Consider the following 17,894-nt stretch of genomic DNA (forward strand, 5'->3'; position numbering starts at 1 on the left):
GTGAAGTACCAAAAAATATTTGGCACTGACATTCATCGACACACTGTTGAGTTCTCAAAGAACACGCACACACCATCACCACGACCCTATGGCCGCCGCTCCGGGGCAACTTTTCCAGCCTATCCCAACCAGGTCACCGGCGCAAACCGGAACCCCGTGAAGAAAAACTGGATTGTGTTCGCCAGGCACTTCGTACAACCTCGTGTCACTCACCCTCGCAGGTGGGAGTCGGTGTCCGTGTCGCTCTGACCTGGACAAAGTTACGCGAAGATCAACACAACACCAAATCGCCAGGTCAAAGCACTGAAGCGGGTTAACAGCCGATAGTTTCCTCGAATTTTTACCTCTCGCGATGACTTTCCGCGCCCACTGCGGTCTGTATGAGCAGGAACCAACAGGAACCGAAGCGTTCAGTAATCAGTCAACCGACTTCAAGGAGCACCCAATGTCTCGTCTTCTCTTCGTCAACATGCCGGTCAAGGACGTCGCCGCTACCCGCGCGTTCTTCAGCGGCCTCGGCTTCGAGTTCAACGACATGTTCAGTGACGAGAACACTGTCTCGATGATCGTCAGTGATTCCGCCACGGTCATGTTCCTGAACGAACCCCGTTTCGGGGACTTCATCGCCGACGACATCTGTGACACGTCGAAAGCTCGAGAAGCACTGATGTGCGTGTCGGCCGACAGCAGGGAGGAAGTCGACACCTTCGTCGACGCGGCGATCGCTGCCGGCGGTAGCAAGTGGATGGAGCCCCAGGATCACGGCTTCATGTACGGACGCGCGTTCCGCGACCTCGACAATCACGTCTGGGAGGTCATGTGGATGGACCCGGCTGCGACTGTTCCCCAGCAGTAACGCAGAACAACAGCAGTAACGAGTAGGCGCGCGGGTCCCTCCATACCGGAGGGCTCGCGCAACTCCTTGCCCCTACAGCTCTGCAGGCAATCCGAACCGTGCGAACAGACTCAGATCGAAGAAACACGTGACGTGCGAGATCCCGGACTCGGTGACATCGAGAACGTGCAACTGGAAAGCACGGTGAACCCCATCGGGCTCGCGCATATAGAGGCCGAACGCCGGCTGGCCGTTGGCGGCGGTCGGTAGCAGCCGCATCGCTCCTGGTCCGTCCGCCGGGCATTTGGTTCCGATGAGCTGCCCGATTGCCTCGGGGCCCTGGTACCAGCCCTCGAACGGAGGCATCTCCCAGATGGCTTCACGCGTGAACAGCTCAACGATGGCCTCGACGTCGTAGCTCTCGAAGCTGTGCACGTAGTCGCGAAGCAACTTCCGGGCAGCCTCGGTAGTCGGTTCCACGAGATCGTCCTCAGTGGGCCCGATGTGATTGATCTGCGCGCGAGCCCGCTGCAGCAGGCTGTTCACCGCAGTGGTTGTGGTGTCCAGCGCCTCCGCAACTTCTGACGCCTTCCACTGGAGAACGTCACGCAGAACCAGAACCGCACGTTGGCGGGCGGACAAGTGCTGCAGCGCGGCAACCAGCGCAAGCCTGACCGAATCGCGATTGACGACCATGACGGCGGGATCATTGACGTCGCCCAACGCAGAATCCGCGATCGGTTCCAACCAGGCAATCTCGTTGCGCTCGATCAAATCGTCGGCCGGGTCCGAACTAGGTGCACCGAGGCCGGTCGGGAGTGGACGCCTCGATCTCCCCTCCAGCGCGGTCAGGCACGTATTCGTCGCGATGCGATAGAGCCAGGTCCTGAGCGACGACTGGCCTTTGTAACCTTCGAACCCGCGCCAAGCCCGGATGAACGTCTCTTGGACCTGGTCTTCGGCGTCGTGAATCGACCCCATCATGCGATAGCAGTGCGCCAGCAACTCGCGGCGGTACGGATCGGCAAGAGTGAGGAAATCACTGTCCAACGCCTGATCGACTGTCATTTGTTCAGACTAGTGGCCGAGCGCCCGAAACACAGGCGTCGGCGAGAATTCGATCAGGCCGGCGCCTGAACCGCAGTCAACCGGGATCGCTTCCGCAGAACGAACCCCAGCGATTCGTAGAGTCTGATCGCATTCGTATTCGATTGCACTGCATGGAGAAACGGCAGCTCGCCGCGTTCGCGAATCCCGGCGGCTACGGCACGGATCAGCGTCGTGCCCAGGCCTCGACCTCGGAAGTCGCTGTCGGTGCACACCGCACTGATTTCCGTCCATCCCGGAGGGTGCAACCGCTCCCCTGCCATGGCAACAAGTCTTCCGTCGACGCGAATGCCGTAGTAGCTCCCCATCTCGACGGTACGAGGAAGAAACGGTCCGGGCTTGGTGCGCTCGATCAACGCCAGAATTTCGGGAACGTCGCCCGTTCCGAGAAGTTCGACCGCCGGATCAACGGAGACTTCGAGTGCTGAACCGTCCATCTGCACCGAGCCGAACTGATCCACAACGCGCCACCCTTCCGGCGGCTGATGATCAAATCCTCGTAAACCTACTGTGCCGCCTGGACCTACGAGTGTGCGTAGGTTCTCCCAGTCTTCGGCGTCCAACTCAGGCGGATGACCGACAAACGGAGCGACTGTCGGGTCGTATCGCGCAACTCTCCCTGCCCAGCGAGCGAATTGCGCATGATGTCCGCGAAGACCTTGTCGCACAGGATCGTCCAGTGGATGGATGTCGACATCCGTGTCAACAGTCTCGACAAACGACGCCAGGGTCGCCTCCGTGATCATCGAACCTCTTCCTACCCAAGTCTGCCAGTGATGGAGGCGACCGAAACTCCCCGCCCACCTCGATCACAACGCTAGGAACACTTGCTGTCGTAGTCGCCGGATAGAATCAAGATGATTCTGACTTCCGCCCCACGCCCGGTGACGACCACGGTTCGAGGGCAGATTCTGATAAAGACTTTCGTCGCGACACCTACACCAAACGAAAGGCTGTTCGCCATGAGCCACTCCGACCCGATCAGATCTGCATTCGACCAGCTACCCCTGAAGGAAATGGACGCCGCGACGCTGGTCTTCGCGATAGAGAGCGCCGTCGACGAGATGGCACTCCCGGGTGAAACCTTGCGACTCGCCATGGAGGTCGCGACCCTCGCGCACCTCGATCAGTTCAGAAAGAACGGGATCAAGTCCGACGAGGATCCCTACATCGTTCATCCCCTACGAAATGTGTTGCGGCTGCTTCGGTACGGGTGCTCCGATGTCGAGATCCTGAGCGCAACCGCGCTTCACGACACGGTCGAGGACCGACCACACGCCGTCATCGCACTCCTCGGTGGCCGGACTGCGGACGACATGTCTGCATCCGAAGCGCAAGAACGTGCGTCAACACTCATCGCCTCGCACTTCGGCCACAGAATCTCCGAACTTGTTGAGGCAGTGACCAATCCAATCGACTACCCGCACGACAACACCACCGGCTACCAGGATCACGTCATCCGCGCGATCGCGGATCCCGCTGTGTTCCTCGTGAAGTTCAGCGACTTCGTCGACAACGCGGGAAGCGTGAAGTACCTGAGCGAGACCGACACGCTGAGGCTGGTCACGAAGTACGAACCACTCGTGGAGCACTTCAAGCGGGCTTCGCTTGCTCTCGCCAACGCATTGCAGCTCCCTCCCGCAGGACTCGACGCGATCGCACAGCACATTGCAACCATCGAAGGCGATTTCTCGAATACAGTCCGAGGGGACATAGAAAATACTCGCCAGTAGTACCGATCAGTAATAATCGAGCAATCGGGAGAATTCTCCGAATACGCGATTTTGTTACCAGTGAGTATTCACTTTCTTGCCAATTTCATTACCATCGTGATCCGTGTCACAGGGTCGAATTCCATTGCACCACAATGATTTAACGCTATAAGTGTAACCGTGGTTCACGTTGACTAATATTCTTCAATTCGCCCAGGTGACATGAGCGTCGACATACTGCATTCTTAGATAAACCAGGGATTCCCTGGAAGCAGACACAATATGTTGCTGATTCGTGATTGGAGCGGTTCTGAGTCCACGCCTGCAGGGTGGCGCACAAGGCACGCCGTGCCTGAGCGCAGGGGACTCTACGAACCGGAAGGGCAATCACTTGCCGACGCGCAACCGGGGGAAACACAGCGCATCGCGGCGTAGTTCACGAACCAGGTAATCCGGGTATGTGGGACACGGTCGGCTCATATCGCAACGTACGTGACGAAGAATCTCATCAAGGACGGTGGCAGTGACAATGTTCAAACGAATCGCAGTGGTCAATCGAGGTGAGGCCGCGGTCCGGCTGATCAGGGCTGTACGCGAACTGAACGCCGAACACGACTACGGCATTCGCGTCATTGCACTGCACACCGAGGCCGAGCGCCGCGCCATGTTCGTCCGCCAGGCAGACGAGGGTGTGACCCTGCGCAGCACCGGCACCGGCAGCCCGTATCTCGACTACGCCGAACTCGAGCGAGCACTCCTCGCAGCCAAGGCCGACGCAGTCTGGGTCGGCTGGGGCTTCGTGGCCGAGGATCCCGCCTTCGCCGAGATCGTCGCCAAACTGGGCATCACGTTCATCGGCCCGAGCGCCGACGCGATGCGCCTGCTCGGCGACAAGGTTGCTGCCAAGATCCTGGCCGAGAAGGTCGGCGTACCTGTCGCCCCGTGGAGCGGCGGACCGGTCGAAACCCGCGCCGACGCTCGTCGTCATGCTCAGTCCATCGGATATCCCCTGATCATCAAGGCCCGAAGCGGCGGCGGTGGACGCGGTATCCGCAAGGTCTGGGCCGAAGACGAACTCGAAGTTGCACTCGAGCGCACGCAGGGCGAAGCAGAGCGATCCTTCGGCGACCCCGTCGTCTTCCTCGAACGCCTTGTCACCGATGCACGCCACGTCGAGGTACAGGTCATCGCCGACAACCACGGCAATGTCTGGGCTCCGGGCGTTCGCGACTGCTCGATTCAGCGCCGCAACCAGAAGGTCATCGAAGAATCCTCCTCCCCCGTCCTGACCGAAGAACAGTCTGACCACCTCAAGAAGGTGTCCGCCGAACTGGTCAAGGCAGCCGGATACCAGGGCGCAGGCACGGTCGAATACCTCTACCAGCCCGAGAACAAGCTCTTCACGTTCCTCGAGGTCAACACCCGTCTGCAGGTCGAGCACCCGATCACCGAGGTCACCACCGGAATCGACCTCGTCAAACTGCAGATTCTGGTCGCCAGTGGTGACGAATTGGTCGGTGACTGCCCGCCCGCATTCGGCCACGCCGTCGAAGCCCGCCTCAATGCCGAGGACGCGGACAACGATTTCGCGCCGGCACCCGGCACGGTTCAGCTCCTCAAGTTCCCGCTCGGCTCCGGCATCCGGGTCGACACCGGCATCGCTGCCGGGGACGTCATTCCGCCCGACTACGACTCGATGGTCGCGAAGGTCATCGCCTGGGGCCGCAACCGCTCCGAGGCACTTGCGCGCCTGCGTACCGCCCTTCGTGAAACCACAGTCGTACTCGACGGCGGCACCACCACCAAGTCGTTCCTCCTCGATCTACTCGATCGCGACGAGGTCATCTCGGCATCCGCGGATACCGGCTGGCTCGACCGCACAGGCGCCCTGACCGGCACCACTCGCCGCGCGGACGTCGCACTGATCGCCACCGCCATCGATGCCTACGACGCCGAGGAGTCCCTCGAGCGTGCGGCCTTCCTCGCCTCTGCACGTGGCGGCCGTCCCCGCGCCAATCACGCGATCGGCCGTACCGTCGAGCTCAACTACCAAGGTCAGGCATACAAACTGACCGTCGGGCGTATCGGCCCGCACCGCTACCGCGTCGACGGAGACGCCGGCGACATCGAGGTCGACGTCGATCGTCTCGGTGACTTCGAGTCACGGCTGGTGATCGGTGATCGGCGCTTCCACGTCGTGTCCGTCGTGAGCCCGGCTCGCTATCTCGTCGAGGTCGACGGCATCAGCCACCAGATCAGCCAGGACGACGCCGGAGTGGTCCGCGCACCGGCTCCCGCCGTCGTGGTGGCCGTACCGGTCGCGGTCGGCGACGACGTCGAAGCCGGCTCCACCCTGGTCGTGCTCGAATCCATGAAGATGGAGACCGCAGTTCGCGCACCGTACGCGGGCAAGGTGCGTGAAGTTCTCGCTACCGTCAACTCTCAGGTCGATGCCGGCGCGCCGCTCCTGCGCGTCGACCAGGTCAGCGAGGAAGCTGTCACGGAGAAAGCTCCGCGAGTCCAATTCGATCTTCCGGCGGCAACTTCCGGTTCCGACGCCCGCGACGACGCATTGGCACAGCTCGAAGCACTGACCGCGATGATCAGTGGCTACGACGTCAGCGGTAAGCACGCAAATGCTGTTCTGGCCGAGTACGACGCACTTCGCAGCGCTCTCGAATCCGAGGACCGCGAACTGGTACAGGCCGAACTGGCTGTGCTGACCACCTTCGCCGACATCTGCGAACTCTCGCGCAACAAGCCCACCTCGGGTGAGTCCGCGAAGGACGAATCCGTCCACAGCCCCCGCGAGCACTTCCACACCTTCCTGCACTCACTCGACTCCGAGCGCGAAGGTTTGCCGGCGTCGTTCCGCACGAGACTCGAACGGGCACTTCGCCACTACGACGTCACCGATCTGGAAGATCGCCAGGCCGTCGAGGAAGCGGTGTACCGACTCTTCCTGGCTCTGCAGCGCATGGAAGCCCAAATCCCGGTCATTGCAGCACTTCTCGAAGGCTGGCTCGTCGGCGACAAGGCTCCCGGTTGCTCGGCTCAGGAGCTCAACGAGGTTCTCGATCGACTCATCGTCGCGACGCAGGTCCGCTACCCCGTCATCGGCGACGTCGCCCGCAACCTTCGCTTCCGGTTCTTCGACGAGCCGCGCATCCGCAAGGTTCGCGAAGACGTCTACGACGGAGTACGCGGCAACCTCGCCTACCTCGAAGAGCAGCCGGACGCTGCCGATTTCGACGAGCGAATCGCCAACCTCGTCGCCACTCCCGAACCGCTCCTGGACCTGTTGGGTCGAAAGATCGGCCTTGGCAACCGCGATGGCGGCCCTCTGCTCGAGGTCATCACGCGTCGCTACTACAAGATTCATTCCTTCGAAGACGTCCGCGTTTTCGAGCACGTCGACCGCCGTTTCGTGACCGGTAACTTCGACCTCAAGGGCGACGGGCTACATCTGGTCTCGACGGTGGCCGAATTCGACGCTCTCGGAACGGCTCTCGACGATGTCACCACGATCGCGCAGGATGCTCCATCCGGTCGCGGTCTGGTAGTCGACATCTACCTCGACTGGCCGAATCAGCCCGCCGACGGCGACACGCTCGTCGAGACGCTGCGCACCGAACTCTCGCGCAACGAGACGATCACGCGGTCCCGCCGCGCAACTGTGATCATCTGCAATCCGAATGGGGAGCCGGTCCGCTGGGTCACCTTCCGCCCGATCGACGGTGAACTGGTCGAGGACAACATCATCCGCGACATGCATCCGCTCACGGGTCAGCGTCTGGACATGTGGCGTCTGAAGAACTTCAACGGCAAGCGTCTGCCGGCTCCGGAGAACACCTACCTGTTCCACCTCTCCGCCAAGGAGAACCCGAAGGACGAGCGCCTGATCGCTCTCGCGGAAATCCGTGACGTGACACCGCAGCTCGACGACGAAGGCCAGATGGTTGCGCTTCCCGCCATCGAGCGCACACTTGCCGCGTGCCTCGACGGCATCCGCCGTGCGCAGTCCCAGCGCGGAGACAAGCGTCGACTGGCAGCCAACCGCGTCGTGCTCTACGTGTGGCCGGTCGCCGACGTTCCCAGCGAACGCTTCTCCGTGATCGCTCAGAACGCAGCCCGACTGACCGTCGGCGCCGGGCTAGAAGAGATCACACTCATCACCCGCCTGAAGGACCGAAAGGGCGGCGCGCCCAAGGAAGTTGCACTGCGATTCTCCTACCGCGCAGGTGCCGGTGTGGTCATCAACAAGACCACGCCTCCCACTGAACCGCTGCTCCCCCTCGACGCGTACGCCCAGAAGGTCCAGAGTTCGCGGGCACGCGGCACGGTGTACCCGTACGAGCTGATTCCGCTCCTGACCGGCACCAAGGGCACCTTCGTCGAGCACGACTTCGACGAAGCGGGCGTCCTCTCACCTGTCGAGCGTCCGTACGGGCTCAACAAGGCCGGCATCGTCGTCGGCCTCGTGAACACTCCGACGCCGCGCTATCCCGAGGGAATGACCCGTGTCGCGCTCTTCGGTGACCCCACCAAGGCGCTCGGTACCGTGGCCGAGGCCGAATGCTCACGCGTGGTCGCTGCCATCGACCTGGCCGAGAAGTTGAACGCTCCGGTCGAGTGGTTTGCACTGTCCTCGGGTGCCACCATCTCGATGGAGAGCGGCACCGAGAACATGGACTGGGTCTCCCGTGGCCTGCGCCGGATCATCACCTTCACCCAGAACGGCGGCGAAATCAATATCGTCGTCACGGGAATCAACGTCGGCGCTCAGCCCTACTGGAACGCCGAAGCCACCATGTTGATGCACACCAAGGGCATTCTGGTGATGACCCCGGACAGCGCGATGGTGCTGACCGGCAAGCAGTCTCTCGACTACTCCGGTGGTGTGTCGGCCGAGGACAACTTCGGTATCGGTGGTTACGACCGCGTCATGGGCCCCAACGGCCAGGCGCAGTACTGGGCCCCCGACCTCACTGCGGCGTGCGAGATCCTGTTCCGTCACTACGCACACTCGTACCTCGCTCCCGGCGAACGGTTCCCGCGTCGCGCAGCGACGACGGACCCCATCGATCGCGACGTACGTAGCTTCCCGCACACCCACCCGTCGAGCGACTTCGAGACGGTCGGCGACATCTTCTCCTCGGCGAAGAACCCGGATCGCAAGAAGCCCTTCGACATTCGCACCGTGATGCGGTCGGTGGTCGACCAGGACCACTCGGTTCTCGAGCGTTGGGCCGACATGGCCGGCGCCGACACCTCGGTCGTTCTGGACGCGCACCTCGCCGGACATCCGGTCACAGTGGTGGGCATCGAATCCCGCGCGATCCCACGTAAGGGGCACTTCCCCGCCGACGGTCCCGACACCTGGACGTCGGGAACGCTGTTCCCGAACTCGTCGAAGAAGACTGCCCGCGCGATCAATGCTGCGAGCGGCAACCGTCCGATCGTGGTGCTGGCCAACCTGTCCGGCTTCGACGGTTCCCCGGAGTCGCTGCGCAACATCCAGCTCGAGTACGGCGCCGAGATCGGCCGCGCCATCGTCAACTTCGACGGACCGATCGTGTTCTGCGTCGTTTCCCGCTACCACGGCGGCGCGTTCGTCGTATTCTCCGGTGCGCTCAACGACAACATGGAAGTTCTTGCTGTCGAAGGTTCGTTCGCCTCGGTACTCGGCGGCGCCCCCGCCGCCGCAGTGGTCTTCACCCGTGAGGTGAACACCCGCACCAACAACGACCCGAAGGTGCAGCAACTGGAAGCAGACTTGGCAGCAGCCAAGGACGACACGGAGAAAGCACACCTGCGCGTCGAACTGAACGCTCAGCGCATCGCCGTCCGCTCCGACAAGCTCGGCGAAGTGGCATCCGAATTCGAAGCGATCCACAACATCCAGCGGGCCCGAGAGGTCGGCTCGGTGGATGAGATCGTCCCTGCCGCAGAACTGCGTCCGCAGATCATCGCAGCAGTCGAACGCGGCATGAAGCGCGCACTCGCGCAGTAAGTTTCTCCGCACGTCGAGCGGTCCCGCGAAATGCGGGGCCGCTCGATTTGTGTCCGCACCGCGCCGGCATCAGACGCCCTCGAGCGCCTCTCCGATCTCTTCGAGGACGTGATTGTGCTGCTCTGTTGCGAGCAGATGCCCCGCCGCGATGGTGACTGCCACGGGCCACTCGATGATCTCGAACGCAACCATCAGTCCCATCACCGCAAAATAGGCGATCTGCTCGGGTCTCGGAACCGGAATGGCACCGACGATCGGTAGCTCCAACTCGAAGCTCCGAGCCGAACGGACGGATTCCACTACCGCGCGGTGATCGACGGGGTTCGTGTGGTCGACGGTGTTCTGGGACATGTCACGATTCCTCAGGATTCATCTCGGGTCGCCCGGGAGTTCGGCGACGTGTCACTTCCAGCAGCGACGCTCACAAGCGTGTCCGATTCACCGGTTTCCGCTTCTTTGATTTCCGCTTCGCTGATTTCCACGCTGTCGCGAGCGCTGACTCCCCCGGTTCGGGAGGTGTACGCGGTGCTCGTCCGCGTCGGGATCTTGCGAATCGTCGACTGACCTTCCGCGCTCTCCTCAGTTCCAGTCTCCTCAGTTGCGGCGATCCGCTCCAACACCCGCGGAGCCAGCGCCGCCAGCAGCGTCGCTGCCGACGCACAGCCCACGGCTTGGCCCCACCCAATCGGACCGAGCGGCGTGCAACCGAGAAATTGGCTCACCACCGGTGTGCTGACGAGCGTCGCCAGCGCCGCAGCGGACCCGGCAACTGTTGCGACCACCAGCGGACTGCGCGATTCGAGCAGCGTCTGCCCCAGTTGGGTGCCCACCAGGGCAACCAACGCCACCGTCGACGCTCGCCGCCGCCTGCCGCTCGTCCGGGCCAGAAGCCACGCTGCCAGCGCACCGATTGCCGTGGCACCGCCGCGGACAGCGATCGTCTGCCACAACGCATGAGTGTCCATCTGTTCGGACTTCTCGGATCCGTTCTCGGACGGGGTGCTCACCGCAAGCGCAGCAGCGGGCAAGGCGTCCGTCATCAGATTGACCAGTAGCAACTGCCTTGCGTTGAGCGGTGATTCGCCGGACAGCGCAGAACCGATCAGAGCGAATGCGACTTCACCCGCGTTGCCTCCGAGCAAAACCCCCACCGCTGATCTGACCCGCCGCCACAATTGACTGCCCTCGTCCAATGCGTCGGTCAATCCGCCGACACGGCCGTCGAGGAGCACGATGTCTGCGGCGCCGCGCGCCGGATCGCTGTCAGTCGACGCCACCCCGATTCCCACGCTGGAAACTCGGATCGCCGCAGCATCGTTCGCGCCGTCACCGACCATGGCGCACACGCGCCCGTCAGTCTCCAACGCTTGCACGATCTCGACCTTCTGCTCGGGTGTCACGCGCGCAAAGACGCTGCTGCCGCGGACGGCGTTCCGTCGTTCTGCGCGAGAGAAGTTCTCCCAGTCCGGACCGGTGACCACGTCCTCACGCGCCACATCCATCCCCAGTTCGGTGGCGACCGCCGCCGCTGTTGTCGGATGATCCCCGGTCAGCACGCGCACTTGCTGTCCGTTGCCTTGAAGTTCTCGAACAAGTTGCGTTGCTTCGGGTCTGAGCGTGTCCGAGAGTCCGAGAAGGCCGACCGCTTCCAACCCCTCGGAGCAACACTGTTCGAGAAATTCCGAGTCCTCCGCAGCGCGTCGCGCATCGTGTTCCGACAACTCGCGCTGTGCGACGGCAACCACCCGCAGTCCGCGTCCGGCCATGCTCTGAACGTGGCTCGCCGACACAGCATTCGGATCCCGCCCTGCCTCCGCCACGAATTCCGGTGAACCCTTCAGTGCGATCCGTCTGCCCAGTAGGGCTGCCGAGTACGGCCGCCCAGACCTGAACGGAACGAGGTTGAGCGCGTCGGCATCACCGAAAACCCGAGCCTCGTCCAGAGCTTGTTCGGCTGCATCGACGACGGCGGCGTCCGTCGAATGAAACACGCGATCGTCGCGACTTCCCAGAGCACTGCGCGCCGCAACTTCCAAAATCTCACTTTCGCCCCAACCGTCGACGCGTTCGACCGCGGCCACCCGTAGCTTGTTCTCACTGAGGGTTCCGGTCTTGTCGAAGCAGACCACGTCGACACGCCCGAGCGCTTCGATCGAACGTGGAGCACGCACCAACACTCCTGCTGCAGTGAGCCTTCGAGCTGCCGCCTGCTGAGCCAGGGTCGCAACCAGAGGCAATCCCTCCGGCACGGCGGCCACGGCAACGGCCACGCCTCCGGTGACGGCGCGGCGCAGACCGGTACCACGAATCAGACCCGCGACTGTCACCAACGCTCCGCCGCCGATACTGGCCGGCAGAGTCGCCCTGGTGAGTTCGCGCAGTCTGTTGGTCAGGCCCACAGCAGGTCCGGATCGGGATACACCGACATCGGCGCGCCTGGTCACCGTTCGAGCTCCGGTGGCCGTGACCACGCCACGACCGGAGCCGGCAAGCACTGTTGTCCCGGTATAGGCCATGCACCTTCGCTCGGCCAGGGGCATCCCAGGGGTCGGGTCGGTCTGTTTGTCGACGGGCATGGACTCCCCCGTCAACGACGACTCGTCGTCTTCCAGCGATTCGGCGATCAACAGTCGACAATCGGCGGGCACGATGTCCCCGGACTCGAGGGCCACGACGTCACCGAGTTCGAGCGCGTCTGCCGCAGTCTCGACCTCGCCAATGTTGGTTACTCGCCGAGCTACCGGTTCCTGAGTCCGCAAAAGTCGCTGCACTGCCCGTTCCGAATGAAGTCGTTGAACAGCGGACATCGCGGCATTGCCGACCAAAACCGAACCGACCAGGACGGCGTCTACCGGTGAACCGAGGACTGCACTGGCCGCCGAGCCGGTTGCCAACACCGGCGTGAGTGGATCCGCCAATTCTGTTCGCAACGCCGACAATCCGTCACGGATCAACCTGAAGCGTGCGGGCGCTCGCACACGAGCGTCGGCGCGCTGCGGCGTATGCCGGACGGATTCGGCGAGTTCGCGAACGACAGAATCACCGTCCATCTCATGCCAGCGATCGCTCGGAGCACCGACAGGGGCGGGAGCCTGAATCACAGATCGGGACAGGGTGTATCCGGTCCACAGTCCCGCGACCGAACCAGCCGTGACCGGCCCCGGCCCAGCCCCTCGAACTCCCGGAAGCATAATCAAGGCACCCAATGCCGAAGAACCCGAGGAGAGTTCGACGCCGCGCCTCGTCGCTGTTCGGGCAGCCGAGAGCGCATGGACGACCCGCCACGCCCCGGCCAAGTCGGTGTGGATGTCGGCACTCACGTGCTCGCCACTCGGTGGTGAAATCCCGATGCGCAGCACTGCCTGCCCCGCTATCGCCCTACTCGACACGATCGCAACTGTCCGACCCTCGGCCACCAACGCCGAGAGAGCTTCGCGCAGGCCGGCTTCGGGAGTCGATTGCGCCGGATAGAGCTCGTCGAATCCGCTTCGCAGTGATCCGAGCCCGTCGTCGTCGATCGTGGCCGCTGCGACCCCGCTCGCGCGTATCTCACCTATCAGTGATTCCGCCAACCCTTTTCGCACCGGTCTTACGACAACTTCGGCGCCGTCGATGCGGTGTCTTCCGACCCCGAGCGAGCCGGCGTCAAGCGCTTCCCTGGCATGTGCCCACACCACGACGCGGTCCGACTCGGACACCTCTCGTATGTCGGAAACCCGGAGCGCGTCGTCGAAAAGGACACTCGGATCGACGAGGACGGTATCGACGCGATCGAGCATGCGTAGAGCCGCAGGGTCCGAAACGGCGACGTGGTGCGTCCGCCACAGACCGTATAACAAACCAGCAGCGAACGATTCGCGTGACATCCGAAGCGGCCGCGGCGCCGAAACCTTGATGCTCGTCGCAACGGTGTCACCGCCGGCAGACACGGTAGCCAGTGCAGCCCCAGCCGCCAGCTGAACCCCAGCGATCCTGTCGGCATAACGCTCCCCCGGACCACTCGGGTCACGCCTCGTGGAAGCACCGCGACCGCCAGGTTCGAGTCGCCACACCAGCCGAGAGTTTCGCGCCGCCAGAGTTTCGCGTAGCAGCATCGTCCGCAGCCCGAAATCCACGCCCAATGACGCAGGCGCGTAGGTCAGAACATCCGCGAACGACGTCGCCGACTCCAATGCGAAGTCGGTGAGCGAACGGCCGAGGCGCTGTTCGATTCGCCGACGCACCCGGGGTTGATAATTGATCGCCGACACCGCCGCCGAGACATAGGCGGAACCCGGCATTCGCGGGGCACGAAGAATCGATCCCGCTGCTGCAGGAATCATCCCGACGCCCGCCAGCGCAAGAGTGCCAGTCCGCAGCGCCACGTCACTGACAGCGGTTCGCGGAATCGTCGAACCACCGACCAACGCCAGACCAGACAACGCCAGGCGCGGCGGCAAAGTTGCCACCGACACCGCACGCCGGGCCATCGCTGAGAACATCAGTGAGTGGATCGAGTGTGCGAAGAACTGTGAGTTCGATCCTGCGACCGACTGGCCGCCTTGTGGGAGTTTCCGCTCGATTCCTTCTTTGCCGGTTCCGTCTTGGTCGCGCGCCCAACCGCCTTGACCGCATGATCGGGTCGCGCGCTCTTGCGATCCCATTCGTGAAGTACCAGGGCCGTGCCGCCGACCGCCAAGAGCACCGGCCACTCCACCAATCCCGCCGCGCCGACGGCGGCCATCGTGAGAACCGCGGTCGGCGTCGAGGAACTACCCGCACGAATTCCGTCTCGGACGCCCTCCGCCGTTCCGCGTATCCCGCCCGTCACTCCACCGATCACTCCACCACCGACGGCTCCAGCCACCGTCGTCGTTGCGTCTGCCACACCACGAACGACGCGGGTGGCTTCGTCCACAATCATCATCGGACGCTCCTATCAGCAGTCCATCGAAGAATTCAGTATTTGAGGCCATACCCAACACCGACGGCGGCAATCACGATCCGATACATTTTTCGGCGAACCTGGCGAGGGCGCGCCATCGTCAGCGCCGTGAGAGGGTACGGTGCGGGATGCAGCGACCACCTTCATCGACGGGAGTTCCACACAGTGGCGATCATCGGAAATTCGGACCTCGACATCTTCCGACTTAGCTTGGGCGGCAACCCTTTCGGATGGACAGCAGACGAGAAGACGTCCTTCGAGATCCTCGACTCGTTCGCCGAAGCCGGTGCAAACTTCATCGACACCTCCGACTCGTACACGGCGTCGGCTCCCGGCAATTCCGGCGGGGAATCCGAAACGATCATCGGGAAATGGATCACCGATCGGGGACTGCAGAACGACATCGTCGTCGCCACCAAGGTGGGTAGCCATCCCGATTTCAAGGGACTGAAGGCCGACAACATCGCGGCCGCAGCTGAGGCGTCGCTGCAGCGCCTGCAGACGGACTGCATCGATCTGTACTACGCACATTTCGACGACCCGCAGACTCCGCTCGAGGAAACTCTCGAAGCCTTCAATGCGTTGGTCGTCGCGGGCAAGGTTCGCTATCTCGGAATCTCCAACTACAGCCCCGACCGCGTCCGGGAGTGGCTGCGGATCACCGAGGAGAACGGTTACGCCGCGCCCATCGCGCTGCAACCGCACTACAACCTGGTGCACCGCAAGTCGTACGAACCCGAACTCGCGCAGATCGCCACCGACAACAACATCAGCGTCTTCCCGTACTTCGCTCTCGCTTCCGGCTTCCTGACCGGAAAGTACAAGACCCGCGCGGACATCGAAGGCAGCTCCCGCGAACGACTGACCGCCGGATACTTCAGCGACGCCGGACTCGACGTCGTCGCGGAACTGGCAACAATCGCGCAGGCACACGACAGCGAGATCTCGACCGTCGCGCTGGCTTGGCTGCTGACTCGACCTGGCATCACCGCACCGATCGCGAGCGTCAGCCGGCCGGAGCAACTCCCGGCGCTACTGGACGCCCCGAATCTGGTGCTGTCGTCGAATGAATTGGACACTCTCGAACGGGTGTCGGCGGCAGTCGGCGCCTGAAATCAGGCAGTTTTGAGATGAGCGCCGAGGGCCGTGTTGTTGATCGTCCAGAACGACCAGCCGTCATGGCTCTCGGTGTCGCCTGAAATGTGACCGGTCACGGCATTGGCGGCCGCGGTCGGATCAGGGAATCGGCGGCCTTCCATCGGTCCGCGCATGATCTCGACGACCTCGGTGCTTTCGTCGAAGCGTCCGACCCAGCGGTATCCATGGCAATCAGCCGTCATCTCGAGGCGATTGTCGACAACTTCGATCTCCTCGACACCGCTGGCGCGACGCTTCTTCGCGGCGACCGGCGACGTCTTGCGCTTGGTCGCAACCGGGGCCTCCACGTAAATGCTCGGATCCTTGACCGCGGCCAGTCCCAGCGCATCCCAACGATCGTGACCGTGCACGACGCGTCCGCGCGGAATCGCGTGATGTCCGGTGCGATTGCGTCCGGGGCTGTCCATGATCCACAGGTCGACCTCGGCACGGATGTCGTCCGCGACCTCGTTGGAGGGCAGCATGAAGAACTCGTGCGGGTCTGCAGCCAGGTCGACGAATACCCAGAACTCGGAGCGCGTGTCGTCGCTCTCGAGCGACTCGTCCTGACGCCTGGCCTGCCAGTCACCGTCGAGCTTGGAACGCACTCGGACGATTCGGCTGATGCCGTCTGCGCCTGTCACCTCGACGGGATTACGACGTGAGTGCGTGAGGCGGACAGCCTTGCCCCCACGCTGCGTAGCTTCGGAAATGAACGCATTGATGCCGCGGCTTGCGGTGTCTTCCATGATCGACCTGTCTCGAGCGGGTACGCCCGCATCACCGGATCGGCATCGGGGTCGAGCAAAGAGCGAATTCTCGGCCTGTTCTTCGATCGTGCGGCCGGTCAGTACCTTCGACCTTACAGCTCCGGCGACAGCCTGACTACGGCGCCCGACGCTCGTTCCCGGAGGTCAGCAGTGCAATGTCCCCGTAAAGAGCCGCCCGGTGAGCGAACATCAGTTCTTCCACACCGTCGAATTGATCCCCGACGTAGTGCGTGTTGGCAGCCGAAAGTTCACGTGAACCAGAGCGCGCGAGTAGGTCGTCGATCCGGCTGTCGAGGCTCGCTGCATGCGCAACCGCGCGCTGCGAACTCAACTGATCCTCGGCCCGTGCGACCAGGTCACCGATCCGCGCGAGCGCCGCGACGCGCTCGACCAGCTGGTCCCAGACCGTGCCGAGCGCTTCCCTTCGCGAAGCGATTCCGGCTCGGGTTCCCTCGTCGCGTGCCAGCGCAGCCGCGTCGTCCAGCTCTGCGAGTATCGAACGCAGCGCTACGGTATCGACCGCGATCTGCGTGATCTCGTCTGCCAAGTCCAGTTGATTACGTTGAATGACGAAGTGATCGGAATGCCACGCGCTGGAACTCTCGATCCGGTCGAAAAGATTCCCGGCGAGGTAAAGCAGTGCGTCGTACTCACCGGCGCGTCCTTCGGGTTCGGAATCGACCAGTCCGTCGAGGACTTCCGCGATGCGTCTTCCGGCATCGGCGATGACACCGGTTCCCTGGACCTTCCCGAACTGGGCGGCGAGTTTGTCGAGTGCTGCGTTTCCACTGCTGGCCACGACACCGAGACCCACCGGCAGCTTGGCTGGAACCGGCGTACAGGTGAGCCCGGCAAAGAGAGCCTCGCGCTGCTCGACGTCGAGATGGAGACCGTCGCGGCGGTCCTTGCGGATGGCACGGACGCTGCTCGCGAAATGACGATTGGAATGCACGATCGCCGATCGCATCGACTGAACGCGCTTGTCCAGCGTCTGCACCCGCCGTTCGAGGACAACCTGAACTGGACCGATGCGTGTCGCGAGCAGTCGACGCCTGGTGCGGGCCAGCTCGTCGGTGAGATACCTCAACTCCGAAAAGCCGCCGATCTCCGGGAACGAACGTCCGACACCGCGCCGGTTCGCCAGGATCGACCGCGTCGACTCGTCCGCATAGCCGCCGGCGATCAGCAATGCGACATCGTCGGACAACTCCGGCCGGTTCGACTCGACGGTCCCCGCCGCACACCACTCCCTGACTCGGGTGGAGATGAGCGTTCGCCGTTCGGTCACCGACGCCACGACAAAGACGTCGCCATTTCCGTCTGCCATCTCACGGCCATCCGTCATCTCACGCCTCCTGCTGGGTGCCGGTTACCACTGTTCCAGAATCCGCCGACA

The 17,894-nt window shown here is 63.1% G+C and carries 11 protein-coding genes; 4 read left to right on the forward strand and 7 right to left on the reverse strand.

Translation table 11 applies throughout. The features are described from left to right. Positions 1-445 precede the first annotated feature (445 nt). Positions 446-856 carry a VOC family protein gene (locus ABX74_RS00890; RefSeq protein ID WP_003945103.1) on the forward strand — a complete coding sequence of 137 codons (411 nt, stop codon included), beginning with the start codon at positions 446-448 and terminating at the stop codon, positions 854-856. Between the two features lie 72 nt (positions 857-928). On the opposite strand, the gene ABX74_RS00895 is transcribed toward ABX74_RS00890, so the two are convergent. Then, positions 929-1,903: a sigma-70 family RNA polymerase sigma factor gene (locus ABX74_RS00895; protein ID WP_020970164.1), complete on the reverse strand. Its 975-nt coding sequence runs from the start codon at positions 1,901-1,903 to the stop codon at positions 929-931. A gap of 53 nt (positions 1,904-1,956) precedes the next feature. Further along, positions 1,957-2,688, reverse strand: a complete 732-nt coding sequence (locus ABX74_RS00900; RefSeq protein WP_047888024.1) for a GNAT family N-acetyltransferase — start codon at positions 2,686-2,688, stop codon at positions 1,957-1,959. 216 nt (positions 2,689-2,904) lie between these two features. Here ABX74_RS00900 and ABX74_RS00905 point away from each other — a divergent pair, with 216 nt between their 5' ends. Continuing rightward, positions 2,905-3,675, forward strand: coding sequence for a hypothetical protein (locus ABX74_RS00905; protein ID WP_223257797.1), 771 nt, complete (start codon positions 2,905-2,907; stop codon positions 3,673-3,675). Between the two features lie 508 nt (positions 3,676-4,183). Next, complete coding sequence (locus tag ABX74_RS00910) at positions 4,184-9,667, forward strand: carboxyl transferase domain-containing protein (protein WP_047888050.1); 5,484 nt, start codon at positions 4,184-4,186, stop codon at positions 9,665-9,667. Positions 9,668-9,736: 69 nt separating this feature from the next. Here the strand turns inward: ABX74_RS00910 and ABX74_RS00915 are convergent, their stop codons facing one another. From ABX74_RS00915 to ABX74_RS00925, 3 genes are read right to left on the reverse strand one after another with little or no spacing between them, the layout of a single operon-like run. After that, complete coding sequence (locus ABX74_RS00915) at positions 9,737-10,018, reverse strand: hypothetical protein (protein WP_030536904.1); 282 nt, start codon at positions 10,016-10,018, stop codon at positions 9,737-9,739. A gap of 11 nt (positions 10,019-10,029) precedes the next feature. Continuing rightward, entirely contained in the window at positions 10,030-14,148 is a 4,119-nt protein-coding gene (locus tag ABX74_RS00920) for a cation-translocating P-type ATPase (RefSeq protein WP_047888026.1), read from the reverse strand. Next, complete coding sequence (locus ABX74_RS00925) at positions 14,148-14,573, reverse strand: hypothetical protein (protein WP_047888027.1); 426 nt, start codon at positions 14,571-14,573, stop codon at positions 14,148-14,150. Before ABX74_RS00925 ends, ABX74_RS00920 begins: the two co-directional genes overlap by 1 nt. A 183-nt stretch (positions 14,574-14,756) precedes the next feature. Here ABX74_RS00925 and ABX74_RS00930 point away from each other — a divergent pair, with 183 nt between their 5' ends. Beyond that, positions 14,757-15,704, forward strand: a complete 948-nt coding sequence (locus ABX74_RS00930) for an aldo/keto reductase (RefSeq protein ID WP_007732210.1) — start codon at positions 14,757-14,759, stop codon at positions 15,702-15,704. A 2-nt stretch (positions 15,705-15,706) separates the two neighbouring features. On the opposite strand, the gene ABX74_RS00935 is transcribed toward ABX74_RS00930, so the two are convergent. Further along, on the reverse strand, positions 15,707-16,477 hold the full coding sequence (locus tag ABX74_RS00935) for a hypothetical protein (protein ID WP_019749294.1): 771 nt from the start codon (positions 16,475-16,477) through the stop codon (positions 15,707-15,709). 136 nt (positions 16,478-16,613) lie between these two features. Further along, positions 16,614-17,843 carry a hypothetical protein gene (locus tag ABX74_RS00940; protein ID WP_047888028.1) on the reverse strand — a complete coding sequence of 410 codons (1,230 nt, stop codon included), beginning with the start codon at positions 17,841-17,843 and terminating at the stop codon, positions 16,614-16,616. Between the last annotated feature and the right edge of the window lie 51 nt (positions 17,844-17,894).

Origin of the sequence: Rhodococcus sp. ARP2 (assembly GCF_001029585.1) — a bacterium.
Classification (GTDB): Bacteria; Actinomycetota; Actinomycetes; order Mycobacteriales; family Mycobacteriaceae; genus Rhodococcus_F; species Rhodococcus_F erythropolis.